Raw genomic sequence first — 16,484 nt, 5'->3', positions numbered from 1 at the left:
ATCGCTGGTCCGAACGCTGCGGGTCACCCGTTCGCGCTGCATCGATTTTCGTTATGCAGTGCTCCACTTATCTGTGTTGTACAGATTTCGCCGTGGACTTCAAGATTGGTTCCACGGCACGAACTCCCCGCTCACCGCACACAGAAAGGAGCCCGTCATGCCGATCGCCGACCCCCACTCAACCGTCGAAACGACGGCCCGAACATCGGTGGCCCCACCGGTGCCGGACAACTCGACCGCGAACTTCGTCACGGCCATGGGCGCCGTCGCGACCGGGGTCACCGTCGTCGCGACCGACGGTCCCGGCGGGCGCGCCGCGCAGACCGTGAGCGCGATGTGCTCCGTGTCGGCAGACCCGGCGCTGGTGCTGGTCTGCCTCCACGGACGGAGCCCCGTCAACGACGCGATCTCCGAGAACGGCGTCTTCTGCGTCAATGTGCTTGCCACCCAGCACGATCACGTCGCCGACACATTCGCGGGCCGTCCCTGGCCCGGCAAGCAGCGGTGGGACTTCACCTGCGGGCACTGGACCGTCGCCGCATCCGGTTCACCCCGCGTGCACGACGCGATCGCGTCGTTCGACTGCGCCGTCCACGAGGTCATCGACGCCGGCACCCACCGCGTCTACATCGGGCGTGTCGCCGCCGTGGAATCGCACCCGGGGGAACCACTCGTCTATGCCTCCCGCACCTACAGCAAGCCCGCAGCATTCGAACCTTCCACCTTTCCCGACTACCCGGACGCACACCCCGCGCCCAGGACCAGGAGCACGACATGATCCGCACCGGTGACGAATACAGGGATTCCATCAGAGACGGCCGTGAAGTCTGGGTCGACGGGGAACGCGTCAAGGACGTTGCCGACCATCCCATGTTCAAACCGATCGTCGACGTCCGGGCCCGCATCTACGACCTCGCACACGACGAGGCCACGCAGGACGCGATGACGTACGTCGACCCCGACTCCGGTGAACGCAACGCCGTCGCCAACAAGCTGCCCCGCACCCAGCAGGACTGGCTCGACAAGCGCGCCGCCGTCGACCTGGTGCTCGACGACACCCGGGGTGTGGTCACCCGGGTCGGTGACGAGACCATCGGTGAGATGTGGTCGCTGTTCGACGGGCAGGACGTCCTCAACGAGGTGGACCCGCGCTTCTCGGAGAACATCCGCCGCCATCTCGAGCGGTCGGTTCGGGAGGATCCGTTCCACGTGTCGGCGAATACCGACCCCAAGGGCGACCGGTCCAAGGCCCCGCAGGACCAGGACCCCGACATGCTCCTGCACGTCGTGAAGGAGACCGACAACGGCATCGTCGTGCGCGGCGCTAAGTACGAGACCGCCGCCGCGTATTCCAACCAGGCGTTCACCAAGCCGACCATCGCGAACTGGGGCAACAACGAACTGTCCGACTACGCCGTCGGATTCGTGCTCGACATGGGTGCGCCGGGGTTGAAGTACATCTCCCGCAACGGGTTCGCCGGCCGCGCACCGGCCGCCGACTACCCGCTCGCCAACCGGGTCGACGAGGTCGAGTCCCTCGTCGTGTTCGACGACGTCGAGATCCCCTGGGAAGACGTGCTGTTCTACCGGCATACCCGGGCCGCGACATTCATTCGCTCCACCCTGCACCGCTACAGCGCGTTCCCGTTCGTGCAGCGCACCCTGCACCTCGCCGACCTCATGATCGGATCGGCGCTGTGGAACGTCAAGCAGAGCGGACTCGAGAAGCAGCAGGCCGTGCAGGAGAAGCTCGCCCAGCTCGCGTGCTACCGGGAGACGATCAACGCCCACCTCACCGCCGCGATCTCGCTGGCCGAGCCCAGCCCCGGCGGTCTGCTCATGCCCAACCAGTCGCTGCTCTACACCGGTCGGGTGATGGCGCTGAGCCAGCTGCCCGCGATGATGCACATCGCCCGCGAACTGTGCGGCGGCCAGATCTGCATCACCCCGGACGCCGCCACATTCGCCGACCCGGACGTCGCGCCGTGGCTGGAGAAGTTCTACTCGATCAACGACAACTGGGTGGCCGACGACCGTCGCAAGCTCCTCGCGTTCGCCCGCGACCTGCTCAACAGCGACTACGCCGGACACCGGCTGACGTTCCAGCTCTTCGCCCAGTCGCCGCCGTTCGCTCAGCTCGCCGCCGTGTACCGCAACTTCGACTTCGACGGGCCGCTCGGCCTCGTCAAGGCCGCGGCGGGGCTGTCGGACAACGTCGACGGAGGTGCGGCATGACCACCCACACCCGCATCCGCCCGTTCAACACCCGCGAGACGTACCCGGAACAGAACCTCGACAACGATCTCGCGCAGGCCGTCGTCGCCGGCGGCGTCGTGTACCTCCGCGGGCAGATCGGCCAGGACCTCGACACGAGGGAGTCCGTCGGAATCGGCGACGTCGAGGCCCAGGCCGAGAAGGCGATGGCGAACATCGCGATGCTGCTGAAGGAATCGGGCAGCCGCCTCGAGGACGTCGTCAAGGTCACCATCTACCTCGTCGACGTCCGGTACCGGGAGACCGTCTACCGGGTGGTCGGGCGCTGGCTGAAGGGTGTGCACCCGGTATCCACCGGCATCGTCGTCGACGCCCTGGCCCGGCCCGAATGGCTCGTCGAGATCGACGCGACGGCGGTGATCAGCTCATGACGTTCTCACTCGTCGCCCGTGACCCCGGGGGCGCGTTCGGGATGGTCGTGTGCTCCTCCAGTCCCGCCGTGGCGTCGCGCTGCCTGCACGTGCGGTCCGGCGTCGGCGTCGTCGCGTCCCAGAACGTCACCAATCCGCAGCTGGGACCGCTCGGCCTGGACGCGCTCGCATCGGGTGAGAACGCGGAGACCGCGCTGAAATCGGTACTCGCGCAAGAGAAATTTCCGGAGTACCGGCAGATCGTCGTCGTCGATGCGGACGGTGGCACCGCGGTGCACTCGGGCGCGCAGACGCTGGGCATCCACAGCAGCGCGCAGGGCAGCGGGGCCGCCGTCGCGGGCAACATGCTCCGCGACGAAGGCGTCATCCGGTCGCTGCTGTTCGGCTACGTGTCGAGCACGGCCCCGACGTTCGAGGGCCGGTTGCTCGACGGCCTCACCGCCGCGGTCACCGCAGGCGGCGAGGCCGGACCCGTGCACTCCGCGGGAATGCAGGTGGTCGAGGACGTGCCGTGGGCCGTCACCGATCTGCGTGTCGACTGGCACGACGACCCGGTCGGCGAACTGCGCCGGCTGTGGACGGTGTGGGAACCGCAGAAGCGGGACTACCGGGTGCGGGGTGTCGACCCCACGGCCGCCCCGTCCTACGGCGTGCCGGGTGACCTGTGAACGCCGACACCGCGATTCGCGACGGCGTCAGGCGCGCCGAAGACCGGATCCTGGCGCTGTCGCACGACCTGCACGCCCACCCGGAGGTCGCGTGGGAGGAGGAACGCTCGTGCGTCCGGGTCGCCGGTGTGCTCGCGGACGCCGGCTTCGCGGTGGAGCAGCAGTACGTCGGGCTGGCCACCGCGTTCCGCGCGCACGTCGGGACCGGGCCGCTGCACCTCGCGGTGTGCGCGGAATACGACGCGCTTCCCGGCCTCGGCCACGCGTGCGGGCACAACGTCATCTCCGCCATCTCGGTGGGGACGGCGCTGGCCCTCGCGCCGCTCGTCGACGACCTCGGCATCACCCTGTCGGTGCTCGGCACCCCGGCCGAGGAAGGCGGGGGCGGCAAGATCGAGATGCTGAAACGCGGGGCGTTCGAGGGCGTCCACGCCGCCGTCATGGCCCATCCCGGACCCGTCGACGTCGCCCGTGCCGAGCCGTACGCGGTGTCCCACAGCCACATCCGATACGACGGCAAGGCCGCGCACGCGGCGGCATACCCGGAGCGCGGCGTCAACGCCGCCGACGCGTTCACCGTCGCGCAGGTCGCCATCGGGCTACTCCGGCAACAGCTTCCGCCGAGTGCGCGTGTGCACGGGATGATGACCCGCGGGGGAGAAGCGCCCAACGCCATTCCCCAGCGCACCGAAGGTCGCTGGTACGTACGCGCCGAGACCCTGGAGGAGCTGGCCCGCATCGAACCCCGTGTCGCCCGCTGCTTCGAGGCCGGTGCCGTCGCCACCGGCTGCGAACTGACCATCGCCCCGGAAAGCGAACCGTACTCGGAGTTCCGCACCGACGAAACGCTGCTCGCGTCGTACGTCCGGCACGCGGAGGGACTGGGCCGGGTGTTCCGCACCGGCCCGGACTCGCTGATGAACCGGGCCTCCACAGACATGGGCAACGTCTCGCAGGTGATTCCCGCGATCCACCCCTACATCGGCATCGACTCGGCACCCGCCGTCAACCATCAGGCCGAGTTCGCTGCGGCCAGCGCCGCACCCGCCGCCGACCGCGCCGCCGTCGACGGCGCCCTCGCGCTGGCCCTGACCCTGCACGACGCGGCCTGCGGCTCCGCCACCCGTGAGTACTTATTAACCGCCCGACGTTAAGAAGTACTCACGGGTGCCGGAGGCGCAAAGAACTCCAGCGCAATGTTGTCGGGGTCGCGGAACGAGATTCCGGACCCGTAGTGCGCCGTCTTGATGCCCCCGTGTTCGATCCCGAGTGCGTCGAGCCGCTCCACCCACCCGGGCAGTGCGTCGGGGGAACAGGCGAACGCGATGTGGTCGAGCCCGACCTGCCGTTCGTCGAACCTCGCAGGGGGGCCGCTGTCGGGATGGGTGTGCAGGCCGAAAAGCATGCCCCCGTCGAGGGCGAACACCGTGTGGTGGAACGTCCCCGATTCCTCGTCCTCGTCCAGGACGGGCGCCGAACCGAACAATGCTGTGTACCAGGCGGTGCTGGCCGCCAGGTCGGACACGGTGATCGCGACGTGGGTGAGGCCCGGGAAACTGGACATCTGCGACTACTCTCTGCTCCGGTGAACGCGGGTGTGCTTCGACCCTAACGAGGCGGCGGCGCCGGTGGTGGACAACGCGAAACCCAGCCCAAACATTCGGCGCCCGGACCGGGACGCGGGTCGGAGCGGACACCGCCGCGAGCAGTACCGCGAATATAACCGTAATGCCAGGTCAGCACCGATTCCCGGGCCGGGGTCTAGCCTGGTCCGGTGCGCACCGTGGGAGTCGACCTGGCGGCCGAGTCGAAGAAAACGGCCCTGGCCGTCGTCGACTGGTCCGACGGCGTGGCCCGCGTCGAGTCGATCCGGCTGGGAGTCGGCAACGATGCCATCGCCGAGGCTGTCCTGGCGTGCGACAGGGCCGGTATCGACGCACCGTTCGGCTGGCCCGACGCGTTCGTCCGGATGGTGTCCGAACACCACGCCGGCCGACTGCCCGCAACCGGCGGTCTCGCGACCCGCGAGGGACGTCGTCCGCTGACCAAGCGGCGCACCGACCTCGTGGTGCAGGCCGCGACGGGAATAGCGCCGCTCAGCGTGTCGGCGGACCTCATCGCACACGTCGCCTTGCGCTGCGCCGGCATCCTCGCCGAACTCGGCGACCTGGGCGTCGACGTCGGCCGCGTCGACGGGCGGGTGGTGGAGGCGTATCCGGCGGCAGCGCTGCGCACCTGGGGGCTGGTCTCACGCGGGTACAAGAGCGTGCAGCACCGGGGGACGTTGGGAGAGTTGGTGGACGCGTTTCTCACGGCCGCGGACTGGATGGAACTCGGTGCATTCCAGACGATCTGCCGTGAATCGGACGACGCCCTGGACGCCGTGCTGGCCGCCGTCATCGCGCGGGCCGCGGCTCTCGGCTGCACGGCACTACCCGAAGGCGGCGACCGCGACGTCGCCGAGCGGGAGGGGTGGATTCACGTGCCGACGGCAGGCCTGCAGTCGCTGCGGCCGTAGGAGGTCCTGCACACGGTCGACGTAAGCTGGGCGCGTTGTCGGGCGGAGAAGGAGAGGAGATCGTTGTGGCGACTCGTGCGGTACCGCAGGCCAGTGTCGGCGACGTGATGGCGGAACTGGCGGCCCTGGAAGATCCGAAGATCCGCGCCGTGAACGAACGCCACGGCGACGACCACGGTGTCAACCTCACCAAGCTGCGCGCAGTCGCGAAGAGTCTGAAGACCCAGCACGATCTCGCCGGTGAGCTGTGGGGGACGGGTGACACCGCGGCCCGTCTCGTTGCGATCCTGATCTGCCGCCCCAAGGCGTACTCCGCGTCCGAGTTGGACGCCATGCTCCGTGACGCACGCGTCCCCAAGGTGCACGGCTGGCTCGTCAGCTACGTCGTCAAGAAGAGCCCGCACGTCGAAGAACTGCGCGTCGCGTGGTTCGCCGACGCCGACCCGGTCGTCGCCAGCGCGGGGTGGGCGCTGACCAGCGACCGCGTGGCGAAGGACTCCGGCGACCTCGATCTGCCCGAACTCCTCGACCTGATCGAGGCGCACATGAAGGACGCGCCGGACCGCTTGCAGTGGGCGATGAACGAATGCCTCGCCAACATCGGCATCCATCACCCCGAGCTGCGTGCTCGCGCGATCGGCATCGGCGAACGCCTCGAAGTCCTGAAGGACTACCCGACCCCGCCCAAGTGCACGTCCCCGTACGCGCCGATCTGGATCAACGAGATCGTCCGCCGTCAGACCCAGAGCTAGCCGCATGCGACTGCGCTGGTAGACCGACCGCGGCGACGTCCGCCCGCGAAACCTGGCAAATTGGACACCACACGCACCGTGCGTGGGCACACGAAGAAGGAGTCCAATGGCTTTCTGGGATCAGCTGAAGGCAAAGGCGTTCGAGATGAACGGCCAGCTCAAGACGAAGACGGCGCAGTTCCAGAACAAGGAGTTCGCCAACGCCTCGATGGCCATGTGCGCCCTCATCGCCGCGGCGGACGGGACCATCGACCCGTCCGAGCGGCAGAAGACTGCGGGGCTGATCACCAGCAACGAGGCGCTCAGTGTGTTCCCGTCGGACGAGCTGAGCCAGAAGTTCGACTGGTACTGCAGCAAGCTGCAGTCCGATTTCGAGTTCGGCAAGATCGAGGCCACCGCCACCATCGCGAAGCTGAAGACCAAGCAGGATCAGGCTCGGGCCGTCATCCAGATCGGCATCGTCATCGGCGGCGCCGACGGCAACTTCGACCAGAACGAACGAAACGTGGTGCGGGATGCCTGTTTCGCCGTCGGCATCGCGCCGGCCGAATTCGAACTCTGAGGTGAACGGTGACGCGCCCGGTGCGGGCGCGTCACCGACCGCTCAGTAGGCGGTGATGATCGGCGCCGGATTCCACAGTCCCGAACGCTGAGTCCCGGTGGTGTCGATCTCCGCGGCCGTCGCACCGGCGTCGAGGGGGGAGTACTGCTCCACTCCGCCCCAGTCGCGGTCCCAGTCGTTCTTCAGATACGACGGTATGGTTCGGCTCGCCCGGGTCATCTCGATCCAGCCGAGGGGGCCGCCGCCGTACCGGTCCTGCCACAGGCTGGTCATGATCGCGCCGGGACGGTCCGGGAGGATCCGGTACTCGGGCGCGTCCGCGACACCGGCCCGGTGATCGAACGGTCGCTGGCACGGAAAGGCAAGGCCCACAGCCCAGTCGATCATGACCGGTGATTCGGATCCGATCACGTCGTTCAGTGTCTGCGTCCGCGGAACCCGCGGCGGTGTCACCGCCAGCCACTGCTGCGGATCGCTGTCCGTGTCCGACGCCACCAGCCGGATGACATCCGTCTCGGCCGGCAGGGAATCGAGCGGCACCCGCAGATTGCGCCACGACGGCGCCGGACCGATGTCGATCGGCGTCACCCGTCCTGCGACCGCGACCGTGCCGTCCTGCTGCGCGGTGCCGTACTCCACCTCGAGGTTCTGGCCGTAGGTGACGACGCCGTCCGCGTCGACGGAGCGGATGCGACCCGCCGCGGCGATGGAGACGAGGTCACCGGCACCGGAATCCGATTCGGCACCGGGCAGTCGGTACCAGCCGGTGGTCAGCGACGCGTCGCCGTCGCTGCCGTCACTGCCGAGGACCGGGGTGCTCGCGGGGTCCAGTCCGAACGGCAATGCCACGGCGCTGCCGTTGACGCCCACCGCGCCGGCGCCGCCGCCGGTGCCCGCGGCGTTGCTCGACGTCGTCTGCTCGGTGTTGTCGGTCTTGACGGAGTTGGCGACACCCGCATCCGACGATTCCTCGTCGGCGCTCAGGTCTCCGGCGACACCGTTCGGGCTGAAGCCGACGCTGCCGGTGCCCGCGAGTGCGGTCGCCGCGTTACCGGACAGCGGTTGCAGCAGTGACGCGTTGGGATCGGTCTCGAGCAGGACGTCGTTGGCGAGGCCGCACGGTGCGCCGGTGACGGCGTCGACATTGGAGCGTGCGAGAGAGAACGCCGGGTACTGCGCGACCGCGCCCTTCGCCATCGACAGCACCTCGAACAGCACCATCGCGGCGGCCGCCACCGTCAACGGCGGGAGTGCCCACACGCGGCGCCTGCGCACGGAGTCGCCCCGCGTGTAGGGCTCGCGGAAGTAGCACCACCCCGCGATCAGCAGCATCACCAGGGTGGCGCCGAGCAGGATCGTGCCCGCACCGAGTCCGGCGATCGACACCGGCTTGTCCCACCACGGGACGCTGTAACTGGACACGTACCACCACCCGTTGGTGCTGGTGAAACACATCGCCAGCAGGAACAGCACGGTGGCCGCGAACAGGGCGCGGTTGCGTGGCGAGCGCACCACGGAGGTGCTCACCGCCACCGACGCCAGGACGGCGAGCGACCCGGCGAGACCCGCGTAGATACCGAAGTGGTGCGTCCACTTGGTGGGCGTGAACATCATCAGGCCCATCGCGGCGAGCGTGATGCCGATGAGCCGCCGCGACGGTCCCGTCGCCGTCCCGGGAATCCGGCCACCCTTGCGCAGCATCACCAGCACCGTCACGGCCAGGGACAGCACCATCACGAACACACCGAACCGCCGCGACAGCGAACCGTCGACAGAGATGTTCAGCAGGTACTGGTAGCGGAGATACTCGTCGAACCAGGGGACGTTGGGGCCGATGGCATGGACGTGCTGCATCTCCATGACGGCGGCGAGGGTCTGGTCGGCGAACACCGCTACCAGGATCACGGTTCCCGACGCCACGAGCGGCGCGAGCAATGCGACGTATCCCACTGTCCTGGCCCGCGCGATCACGATCTGCAGGATCGGGCGGGCGCCCGCGACGAGGGCGCCGAAGCAGATCAACCCGGACGGTCCCGCGGTCAGCGTCGCCGCGCCGACCAGGATCGCCACCGCGGCGGGCAACAGCCGACGGGTCGCGACGGCGCGTTCCACCGAGCACCACGTCAGCAGCACACCCACCGCGACGATCGGTTCGGGCCGCAGACCGTTGTTGTAGGGGAGCCAGAACGCGAGGAACACCAGTCCGCCGGTCCACAGCGCGAGCCGGTTGCCCCGGACGGCGGCGCCGAGTCGCGGTGCCACCTCACGGCTGATCACCAGCCACGCGACGATGCCGGCGAGCAGCGCGGGCAGACGCACGAACGGGCTCGCCGGCGTGATGTTCGCCAGCACCGCGAGGACGTCGTAATACGGGGACCCGAACGGCGCCTCGGGGACGCCGTACCAGCGGAAGTAGTTGGCCATGTAGCCCGCGGCCTCGGAGGTGCGGGCCATGTTGAACTGATAGCCGTCGTCGGAGGTGGAGGCGCCGATGAAATGCCACAGCACCAGCGTGCCGATAACGACGGCGTCGACGGCCCCGAACGACCACCAGCGGGTGGGCAGGAATCTCCGTGCCCGGCGACCGTCCACGTTGTCGAGACGGTGCAGTGCCACCAGGGCCAGAATCGTGGCCAGCGCACCCACCACCATGGCCACGAACTTGATCGTCGACGGCGTCGACGAGAACCGGCTGTCGATCTGAGCCGTCACCTCCAGTCCGTCGGGCGCCGGCCCGTCGAGGTCGCTGAAGATGCCCACCATCTGCGGGCGGAGGTCGCCGTCGACGACGGTCGGGGCGTCCTGGCCTGCCGTCACGAATCCGGCGGTGGTCCGCGTCGAATCCGAGGAGACCACGAGCGTGCAGTCGGCGGGTAGCCCGTCCAACGGCGACGACAGCAGGACCTGGTTCCGCAGCACCACCTCGACGCGGCCGGGACCGTCCGCGGTCGCCGGATTCGCCCTGGCGACGAGCCCGTACCTCCCGGCGTCGGCGGCACCCTCGGGGGCGGTGGAGGTCAGCAGCCCGCCGCGGTCGGCGAGTTCGCCGACCGTCGAACAGGGGATTCGCACGTCGAGGCTCAGTGGCGCGTAGGAGACGAGCGGTGCCTCGACGCTTCCGGTGCTGCCGTTCTGCGGCCAGGTGAGGGTGGCGCTGTCCTGCTCGACCGGAAGGAACGGGAGCGACAACGTGAGCAGTACACCGAAGAGGGACGCGACGATGGCGAGGAGACGGGCGGAGCGAACCGACTGACCGAGAGGAGACGACTGGGGCGGGGTCCCGATCGGCGACTCGTCCGAGTCGTCTCCGGACACATTCGCCGATTCCAGCCTGCTGTCAGTCACGACGTCGGATAGTACCCATCCGCGCCGATGGTGAGCGAAGGCAAGGAACAGCCCTGGGGGGAGGGATTCCCGCCCCCGATGGTCACGTCAGGAGGTGTCTCATGATCCGCCACCGGCGCTCCGGACGAGTGAGGAGATGATGGTGGTGCCGCGGGCCGCGGCGGTGCCGAACCTCGGAATGCACTTCGCGGATGATCTCGAACATGCCTCCGCCCTCCTCCTGCGCGACCACGTCTATCCCGACCGTAGGTCGGGCCTGCGGTGAGCCGATTCACCCGGTGCGGGTGAACAAGGTCACCCCGTGACGGGCTGCACCGACAGCTGTTTCACGCCGGTCTGCGAACAGCCGGTGGTGGGGTAGGGGAGGAACACCGAACCGGTGTCGTTCGGCGGGTACACCCGGAAACCCGCCACCGGCGTGGGGCCGCACGTGTCGGCGGGATAGTTCTGCACCACCGTCGCACGCACGGCAGCGGTGGCCCGCGCGCCCGGAGCCACCGTCACCGGAGTCTCCGTTCCGCCGTCCCTCTCGGCCGCCGCACCCACCTGCGGGCCGTCCGGGGCCGCGACGTAGGACACCCCGGGGTATCCGTGGAGGATGCAGTCGCGGGTGCCGGTGTTGGTGAAGACGAGCGGGATCTCCTGCGATCCGGCGGCCCCGCTGGGCTGGCCGAGCGTCACCTGCAGTTCGCCGATCAGGCAGCGGTCGGGGTGCGGTGCGGTCGTCCCGGTCGGCGCGGACGCGGACGCGGTGGTGGTGGTGGTGGTGGTTGTCGTGGTGGCTGCCTCCGAAGTCGTCGAGGTGAGGCCGCCGGGCGAGGGTTCGGCGGTCCCCGATTCGTCCGTCGAGCCACACGCCGAGGCGGTGAGTGCGGCGGCGATCGCGAGTACTCCGAGAAGGGTGCGTGCCGGTGACTGCGTGCGCATCTGATCGCTCCTCCTGCTGACTGTGCGGCGTACGTCGATGGTCCGCGATCGGCGGCGTCCCGGTGTGTGGTTCGGGGAGATCGCATTCGCCCCGTGCTGGAGGATTCCGGTCGTAGGCTGCGGGGCGCAGGGGGATCCGCGACACTTTCACTGGAGGCAGACCGATGAGCGAAGTTCTGGACCGGACCAAGATCTACATCGACGGATCCTGGGTCGATTCGCAGGGGACGGGCCGGATCGACGTGGTCAACCCGGCCACGGAGGACGTCATTGCGGTTGTCGCCGAGGGCACCCCCGAGGACGTCGATCGCGCCGCGACTGCCGCGCGGGCCGCGTTTCCCGCATGGTCCGCGCTCAGCGGCACGGAACGCGGCGAGTACCTCCGGAAGGCGGCCGGCCTGATCAAGGAGCGCCTCGACGACTTCACCGCTCTGGTGTCCCGCGACATGGGCATGCCGCTGGGATTCGCGAAGCCCATCCAGATCGGGATGCCCCTCGCGAACCTCGCCGCGTTCGCCGAACTGGCCGCCACCTACGACTTCGACGCCCACGAGGTGGGCAACTCGCTGATCGTGCGCGAACCCATCGGTGTCGTCGGTGCGATCACCCCGTGGAACTTCCCGCTCCACCAGGTGGTGCTGAAGGTCGGCGGTGCGCTGGCCGCGGGCTGCACCGTGGTGCTCAAGCCGACCGAGGTCGCGCCGCTCGCCACCTACGCGCTCGCCGACATCTTCGACGAAATCGGTCTGCCCGCAGGCGTGTTCAACCTCGTCAGCGGATTCGGGCCCGTCGTGGGCGAGGCGATCGCCGGCCACCCCGAGGTGGACATGGTCTCGTTCACCGGCTCCACCCGGGCGGGCAAGAGGGTCGCGGTGGTCGCGGCAGAGACAGTGAAGAAGGTGGCACTCGAACTCGGCGGCAAGTCGGCCAACGTCATCCTCGACGACGCCGACCTGACGAAGGCGGTCACCGACGGAGTCGCCAAGTGTTTCCTCAACTCCGGCCAGACCTGTTCGGCGCTCACCCGGATGCTGGTCCCCGCGGACAAGGTGGACGAGGCCTCCGCCATCGCGGCAAAGGTCGCGCAGAACTACTCGGTCGGCGACCCGACGGTCGCCACGTCGGTGCTCGGGCCGCTGGTGAACTCGAACCAGCTGAAGCGGGTGCGCGGCTACATCGAACAAGGCATTGCGGAAGGCGCGCGCGCCGTCCTCGACGGGCGGGAGACCGGCCAGGATTCCGGCTACTTCGTCGGCCCCACCGTGTTCTCCGGCGTCACCGAGGACATGACCATCGCCAAGGAGGAGATCTTCGGTCCCGTCCTGTCGATCATCGGGTACCGCGACGAGGAGGACGCGGTGCGGATCGCCAACGCGACGGAATACGGGCTCGCCGCCGGCGTCTGGTCCGGAGACAAGGAGCGGGCCGACCGCGTCGCGCGGCAGCTGCGCGCAGGCCAGGTCGAGGTGAACGGCGGCGCGTTCAACACCAACGCCCCGTTCGGCGGGTACAAGCAGTCGGGCATCGGTCGCGAGGCCGGGGTCCTCGGGTTCGAGGAGTTCCTCGAGATCAAGTCGATCCAGCGGTAGGCGGCTTCGCCGCCCGTGCGTGGTTGACGAGTCTCTGGACTCGCTAACCACGCACGGGTGCGGAGCGCAATTGGCCTCACGCTGACCCGAATCCGTGACTCCCCGCCGTCGCGGTCCTACCCTCGAATCGAGGGGTGGACAGCGGAGATGAGGAGAACACAATGGATCTCGGTCTGAGCGGCAAGCGGGCCGTCGTCACCGGCGGCAGCCGCGGAATCGGTCTCGCGATCGCGCGCAGCCTCGCGTCGGAGGGGGTCGACGTGGTGCTCGCGGCCAGGGGCGCCGAGGCGCTGGAACTGGCGGCGAAGACGCTGTCGCAGGAGACCGGCCGGCGGATCATCGGGGTACCCACCGACACCGGCGACGACAAGTCGGTGCGCGCCCTCGTGCAGCGAACGGTGGACGAACTCGGCGGCGTCGACATTCTCGTGAACGCGGCGGCCACACCGTGGAGTGCGGGCAAGCCGAGCGACTTCGCGTCCACCACCGACGACGTGGTCCGCGGCGAACTCGAGATCAAGGTGCTCGGCTATCTGCGGACCGCCCGCGCGGTGGCACCGCACCTCGTCGAGCAGGGGTGGGGACGGATCATCAACATCAGCGGGCTCGGTGCACGCCAGGCCAACTCCATCGCGCAGACCGTCCGGAACGTCGGGGTGTCGGCGCTGACGAAGAACCTCGCCGACGAACTCGGACCGCACGGCGTCAACGTCACCGTGGTGCATCCCGGATTGACGCGGACGGAACGACTCGTCGACCGGCTGACGGAGCAGTCCGAGGCGGAAGGGGTGCCCGTAGCCGAACTGGAGTCGCGGCTGGCGACCAACTCGATCCACCGGCTGATCGACGCGAGCGAGGTCGCGGATGTCGTCACGTTCCTGGCGTCGCCGCGCAGCGTCGGGATCACCGGCGACGCGGTTGCGGTCGGCGGGGGTGCGCCGGGCGCCGTCTACTACTGAGCCCGGGCGGGTGACAGCACGTCGTCGCGCTGGGTGACTTCGCGGGCGGCGCGTTCACCGGAGCGGACGGCGCCGTCGACCCAGCCGCACATCACGGACGAACTCTCCGTGCCCGCCCAGTGGATGCGACCGCACGGCTCGCGGAGGGCGTGGCCGAACTGGGTGAGTACCCCCGTCGGCGCGTGGCTGAGCATGCCGCCGCCGGAGTACCGCTCCAGACTCCAGTTCTGCTCGATGTAGTCGACGGGGGAGGCCGCCGGGGCCCCGAACCGTGCGGTCAACTCGCCGAGTACCGCCTTCTTCCGGTCCGCTTCGGGCAGCGTCCCCAGCGTGCGGGCGATCGGTCCCTCGACGATCACGCACAGAACTCCGGGTCGTCCGGTGTCGGTGCACGCGTCGATGGTGATCGTCGCGGGGGAGTCGGGGGCCGCCGACTGCCCCGACAATCCGTCGGCGCGCCAGAAGGGTTCGTCGTAGACGACGGCGATCTTCATGACGGCGCCGCTCGGCATCCTCTGGTGCAGGAACGACCGATCCATCGGGAGCAGGGGCTCGTAGAGGATCTGGCTCGCGATGGCGAGAGGCACCGCGACGATCGCTCTCCGCGCCCGCACGGCCAGGTCCGCGGAGCGGACAGTCACGCCGTCGTCGTCCTGCGCGAGGTCCCGGACGGGTTGCGACAGGTGGAGTGCGTCGCCGATCTCGGCTGCCATCGGACGGTAGACGGCCCCCATCCCGCCGACCGGCCGCGCATCCTCGGCCGCCTCCTTCACACCGAGAACGAAACCGGGACCGCCGCCGGACGCCATCTGATACAGCACGAACAGCATCGACACCTCGGATGCGGCGGACGTGTAGCAACCGGCGACCGCGGTCTCGAGAAGGTCGTGGGCAGGTTTGGACAACGTGTTGCCGCCGAGCCATTTCGCGAGACTGATCGCATCCCACTTGGCCGCCTTCTTCGCCTCCCACGGCGCCTCGAGCGGGATCGTCTTGCACATCTGGCCGAGTTCGAAGAACACGGCGCCGAGATTCGCGGTGGCCCAGGGACTCATCGTCAGGGGAATCGTGCCCTTGTACCGGTACTGCTTGCCGTCGACGACCATCATGGCTTCGCCGTCGGTGTACTGCTTGTAACTCGGGACGCCGAATTCGTCCATCAGGGCGTAGATCCGGTCCTGCCCCGGCCCGATCCACGCGCCGCCGCGGTCGATCCACGAACCGTCGTCGCGCGTTTCGGTGAACGTGCGCCCGCCGATCCGGTCGCGGGCCTCCATCAGTGCGACCGTGTGCCCGGCCTGTTTCAGACGCAGCGCCGCCGTCAGTCCGGCGAATCCGGCTCCTACGACGCAATAGTCGACTTCGATATCTGCCATGACGAATCCCCTCGCGCTCTTCGATCCTTACTCGCGACGAGGGGTCCGGTCAAGGCCCCCGTGAGTACTTGTTAACCGCCGGTGGTTAACAAGTACTCACGGGTGGGGACGAGCGGGAACACCTGCTCGGCGATGCGCTCGAGTTCCTCGTGGGCGGGGGAGCACTGGATGAGCAGTAGGGTGAGGCCGGCGTCCTGATAGGCGCGGATCTTCTCGGCGACCTGTTCCGGTGTGCCGACGAGGTCGGGGCGCAGTCCGCGGGTGCCGACGGAGTATTCGCGCCTGGACAGTTCGACGTCGAGTTCGGAGTTCTTCACGAACTCCTCGAACGACGCATACCCGGGCGAGTGCGGGTCGACGGTGGTGATGCGTTCGAGTTCGGCGCGGGCCTCGGCTTCGGTGTCGCGCACGATGATATACGTGGACATACCGAATTCGGCCATGTCCCGCTGGTGGATTCGTTGCGAACGCGCGTTCATGTCGGCGATCTTGGTGCGCACCTCCTCGACGGTGCCGCCGTGCAGCACGTACGAGTCGGCGAACGTCGCGATCGATTCGCGGCCGCTCTCGCTCTCCCCGCCCGCGAAGACCGGGGGATGGATTGCGGGTTTCGGCGACAGGATCGAGTCGCGCACGCTGAAGTGCTCGCCCTGGTAGGTGAACGGGGTGTGCTCCCAGAGTCCGCGGAGGACGTCGACGAATTCCGTGGCCTGCCGGTACCGGTCGTCGTGCCGGGTGAACGCGCCGCCGTACTGCCGGGCTTCTTCCTCCCACCAGGCGGCGACGACGTTGAGCGCGAACCGTGCCGCACCGGCATCGGTGGTGCCGGCGATGTCGGTGATCGTCGCGGACTCCTTCGCGGTGACCGCGGGCAGATGAAACCCCGGTCGCACCGCCGTCATCACCCGGAGCTGTTCGGTGACCGCGAGGATCGCCGACGACAGCGACCAGGCCTCGAGGCTGGGTGCGTCGACGCCTTTGCGGTCGTTGAGGTAGAGCTCGGGGACGAGGGTGGTGTGGTATCCGAGCCGGTCCGCCAGCTGCGACAGCTTTTTGACGTAGTCCCAGGTGGCGGGCATGCCTTCGTCGCCCAGGTTGCGCAGAAACCCGCCGTAGATGGGCGTCCAGTAGCCGAAATGCATG

The 16,484-nt window shown here is 68.7% G+C and carries 16 protein-coding genes; 11 read left to right on the top strand and 5 right to left on the bottom strand.

Annotated elements, in window-relative coordinates; all coding sequences use genetic code 11:
- Positions 1-157: 157 nt before the first annotated feature.
- From P3H15_RS03795 to P3H15_RS03775, 5 genes are read left to right on the top strand one after another with little or no spacing between them, the layout of a single operon-like run.
- Positions 158-778, top strand: a complete 621-nt coding sequence (locus P3H15_RS03795) for a flavin reductase family protein (RefSeq protein WP_276136017.1) — start codon at positions 158-160, stop codon at positions 776-778.
- Positions 775-2,235, top strand: coding sequence for a 4-hydroxyphenylacetate 3-hydroxylase family protein (locus tag P3H15_RS03790; protein ID WP_276136016.1), 1,461 nt, complete (start codon positions 775-777; stop codon positions 2,233-2,235). The genes P3H15_RS03795 and P3H15_RS03790 overlap by 4 nt, the downstream gene beginning before the upstream one ends.
- Positions 2,232-2,645 (top strand): RidA family protein, encoded by a 414-nt coding sequence (locus tag P3H15_RS03785; RefSeq protein ID WP_276136015.1) that lies wholly within the window; start codon positions 2,232-2,234, stop codon positions 2,643-2,645. The genes P3H15_RS03790 and P3H15_RS03785 overlap by 4 nt, the downstream gene beginning before the upstream one ends.
- On the top strand, positions 2,642-3,313 hold the full coding sequence (locus P3H15_RS03780) for a DUF1028 domain-containing protein (RefSeq protein WP_276136014.1): 672 nt from the start codon (positions 2,642-2,644) through the stop codon (positions 3,311-3,313). The genes P3H15_RS03785 and P3H15_RS03780 overlap by 4 nt, the downstream gene beginning before the upstream one ends.
- Positions 3,310-4,467 carry a M20 family metallopeptidase gene (locus P3H15_RS03775; protein WP_276136013.1) on the top strand — a complete coding sequence of 386 codons (1,158 nt, stop codon included), beginning with the start codon at positions 3,310-3,312 and terminating at the stop codon, positions 4,465-4,467. The genes P3H15_RS03780 and P3H15_RS03775 overlap by 4 nt, the downstream gene beginning before the upstream one ends.
- Here the strand turns inward: P3H15_RS03775 and P3H15_RS03770 are convergent.
- Positions 4,464-4,877, bottom strand: a complete 414-nt coding sequence (locus tag P3H15_RS03770; protein WP_276136012.1) for a VOC family protein — start codon at positions 4,875-4,877, stop codon at positions 4,464-4,466. The two genes, P3H15_RS03775 and P3H15_RS03770, sit on opposite strands and share 4 nt — an antisense overlap.
- 210 nt (positions 4,878-5,087) lie before the next feature.
- Here P3H15_RS03770 and P3H15_RS03765 point away from each other — a divergent pair, with 210 nt between their 5' ends.
- From P3H15_RS03765 to P3H15_RS03755, 3 genes are all read left to right on the top strand, one after another.
- The gene (locus P3H15_RS03765; protein WP_276136011.1) at positions 5,088-5,831 is read left to right on the top strand and encodes a DUF429 domain-containing protein; all 744 of its coding nucleotides are present in this window, start codon (positions 5,088-5,090) and stop codon (positions 5,829-5,831) included.
- Positions 5,832-5,938: 107 nt separating this feature from the next.
- A complete protein-coding gene (locus tag P3H15_RS03760) occupies positions 5,939-6,583 on the top strand; it encodes a DNA alkylation repair protein (protein ID WP_276136196.1) in 645 nt (214 codons plus the stop codon).
- A 106-nt stretch (positions 6,584-6,689) separates the two neighbouring features.
- Positions 6,690-7,145 (top strand): tellurite resistance TerB family protein, encoded by a 456-nt coding sequence (locus P3H15_RS03755; RefSeq protein ID WP_072944086.1) that lies wholly within the window; start codon positions 6,690-6,692, stop codon positions 7,143-7,145.
- Positions 7,146-7,187: 42 nt separating this feature from the next.
- Here P3H15_RS03755 and P3H15_RS03750 read toward each other — a convergent pair whose 3' ends face one another.
- Entirely contained in the window at positions 7,188-10,460 is a 3,273-nt protein-coding gene (locus P3H15_RS03750) for an arabinosyltransferase domain-containing protein (RefSeq protein ID WP_276136195.1), read from the bottom strand.
- A 124-nt stretch (positions 10,461-10,584) separates the two neighbouring features.
- Here P3H15_RS03750 and P3H15_RS03745 point away from each other — a divergent pair, with 124 nt between their 5' ends.
- Positions 10,585-10,755: a hypothetical protein gene (locus tag P3H15_RS03745; protein WP_276136010.1), complete on the top strand. Its 171-nt coding sequence runs from the start codon at positions 10,585-10,587 to the stop codon at positions 10,753-10,755.
- A 29-nt stretch (positions 10,756-10,784) separates the two neighbouring features.
- On the opposite strand, the gene P3H15_RS03740 is transcribed toward P3H15_RS03745, so the two are convergent.
- On the bottom strand, positions 10,785-11,417 hold the full coding sequence (locus tag P3H15_RS03740; protein ID WP_276136009.1) for a DUF4232 domain-containing protein: 633 nt from the start codon (positions 11,415-11,417) through the stop codon (positions 10,785-10,787).
- Positions 11,418-11,581: 164 nt separating this feature from the next.
- Between P3H15_RS03740 and P3H15_RS03735 the strand changes: the two genes are divergently transcribed.
- Positions 11,582-13,006 carry an aldehyde dehydrogenase family protein gene (locus tag P3H15_RS03735; protein ID WP_276136008.1) on the top strand — a complete coding sequence of 475 codons (1,425 nt, stop codon included), beginning with the start codon at positions 11,582-11,584 and terminating at the stop codon, positions 13,004-13,006.
- A 161-nt stretch (positions 13,007-13,167) separates the two neighbouring features.
- The gene (locus P3H15_RS03730; RefSeq protein WP_276136007.1) at positions 13,168-13,965 is read left to right on the top strand and encodes an SDR family NAD(P)-dependent oxidoreductase; all 798 of its coding nucleotides are present in this window, start codon (positions 13,168-13,170) and stop codon (positions 13,963-13,965) included.
- Here P3H15_RS03730 and P3H15_RS03725 read toward each other — a convergent pair.
- Positions 13,959-15,341: an FAD-dependent oxidoreductase gene (locus tag P3H15_RS03725; RefSeq protein WP_276136006.1), complete on the bottom strand. Its 1,383-nt coding sequence runs from the start codon at positions 15,339-15,341 to the stop codon at positions 13,959-13,961. The two genes, P3H15_RS03730 and P3H15_RS03725, sit on opposite strands and share 7 nt — an antisense overlap.
- A gap of 71 nt (positions 15,342-15,412) precedes the next feature.
- Entirely contained in the window at positions 15,413-16,483 is a 1,071-nt protein-coding gene (locus P3H15_RS03720; protein ID WP_072944096.1) for an LLM class flavin-dependent oxidoreductase, read from the bottom strand.
- Position 16,484: the final 1 nt, after the last annotated feature.

The organism is Rhodococcus sp. T2V, from assembly GCF_029269925.1.
Classification (GTDB): Bacteria; Actinomycetota; Actinomycetes; order Mycobacteriales; family Mycobacteriaceae; genus Rhodococcus_F; species Rhodococcus_F koreensis.
This window is presented reverse-complemented; position numbering and strand designations above follow the sequence as displayed.

Excerpts from the sequence above, each read along its gene's own strand:
- P3H15_RS03795 (WP_276136017.1), top strand. The coding sequence starts at position 158 with ATGCCGATCGCCGACCCCCACTCAACCGTCGAAACGACGGCCCGAACA.
- P3H15_RS03790 (WP_276136016.1), top strand. The coding sequence starts at position 775 with ATGATCCGCACCGGTGACGAATACAGGGATTCCATCAGAGACGGCCGT.
- P3H15_RS03785 (WP_276136015.1), top strand. The coding sequence starts at position 2,232 with ATGACCACCCACACCCGCATCCGCCCGTTCAACACCCGCGAGACGTAC.
- P3H15_RS03780 (WP_276136014.1), top strand. The coding sequence starts at position 2,642 with ATGACGTTCTCACTCGTCGCCCGTGACCCCGGGGGCGCGTTCGGGATG.
- P3H15_RS03770 (WP_276136012.1), bottom strand. The coding sequence starts at position 4,877 with ATGTCCAGTTTCCCGGGCCTCACCCACGTCGCGATCACCGTGTCCGAC.
- P3H15_RS03760 (WP_276136196.1), top strand. The coding sequence starts at position 5,939 with ATGGCGGAACTGGCGGCCCTGGAAGATCCGAAGATCCGCGCCGTGAAC.
- P3H15_RS03755 (WP_072944086.1), top strand. The coding sequence starts at position 6,690 with ATGGCTTTCTGGGATCAGCTGAAGGCAAAGGCGTTCGAGATGAACGGC.
- P3H15_RS03740 (WP_276136009.1), bottom strand. The coding sequence starts at position 11,417 with ATGCGCACGCAGTCACCGGCACGCACCCTTCTCGGAGTACTCGCGATC.
- P3H15_RS03735 (WP_276136008.1), top strand. The coding sequence starts at position 11,582 with ATGAGCGAAGTTCTGGACCGGACCAAGATCTACATCGACGGATCCTGG.
- P3H15_RS03730 (WP_276136007.1), top strand. The coding sequence starts at position 13,168 with ATGGATCTCGGTCTGAGCGGCAAGCGGGCCGTCGTCACCGGCGGCAGC.
- P3H15_RS03725 (WP_276136006.1), bottom strand. The coding sequence starts at position 15,341 with ATGGCAGATATCGAAGTCGACTATTGCGTCGTAGGAGCCGGATTCGCC.
- P3H15_RS03720 (WP_072944096.1), bottom strand. The coding sequence starts at position 16,483 with ATGCATTTCGGCTACTGGACGCCCATCTACGGCGGGTTTCTGCGCAAC.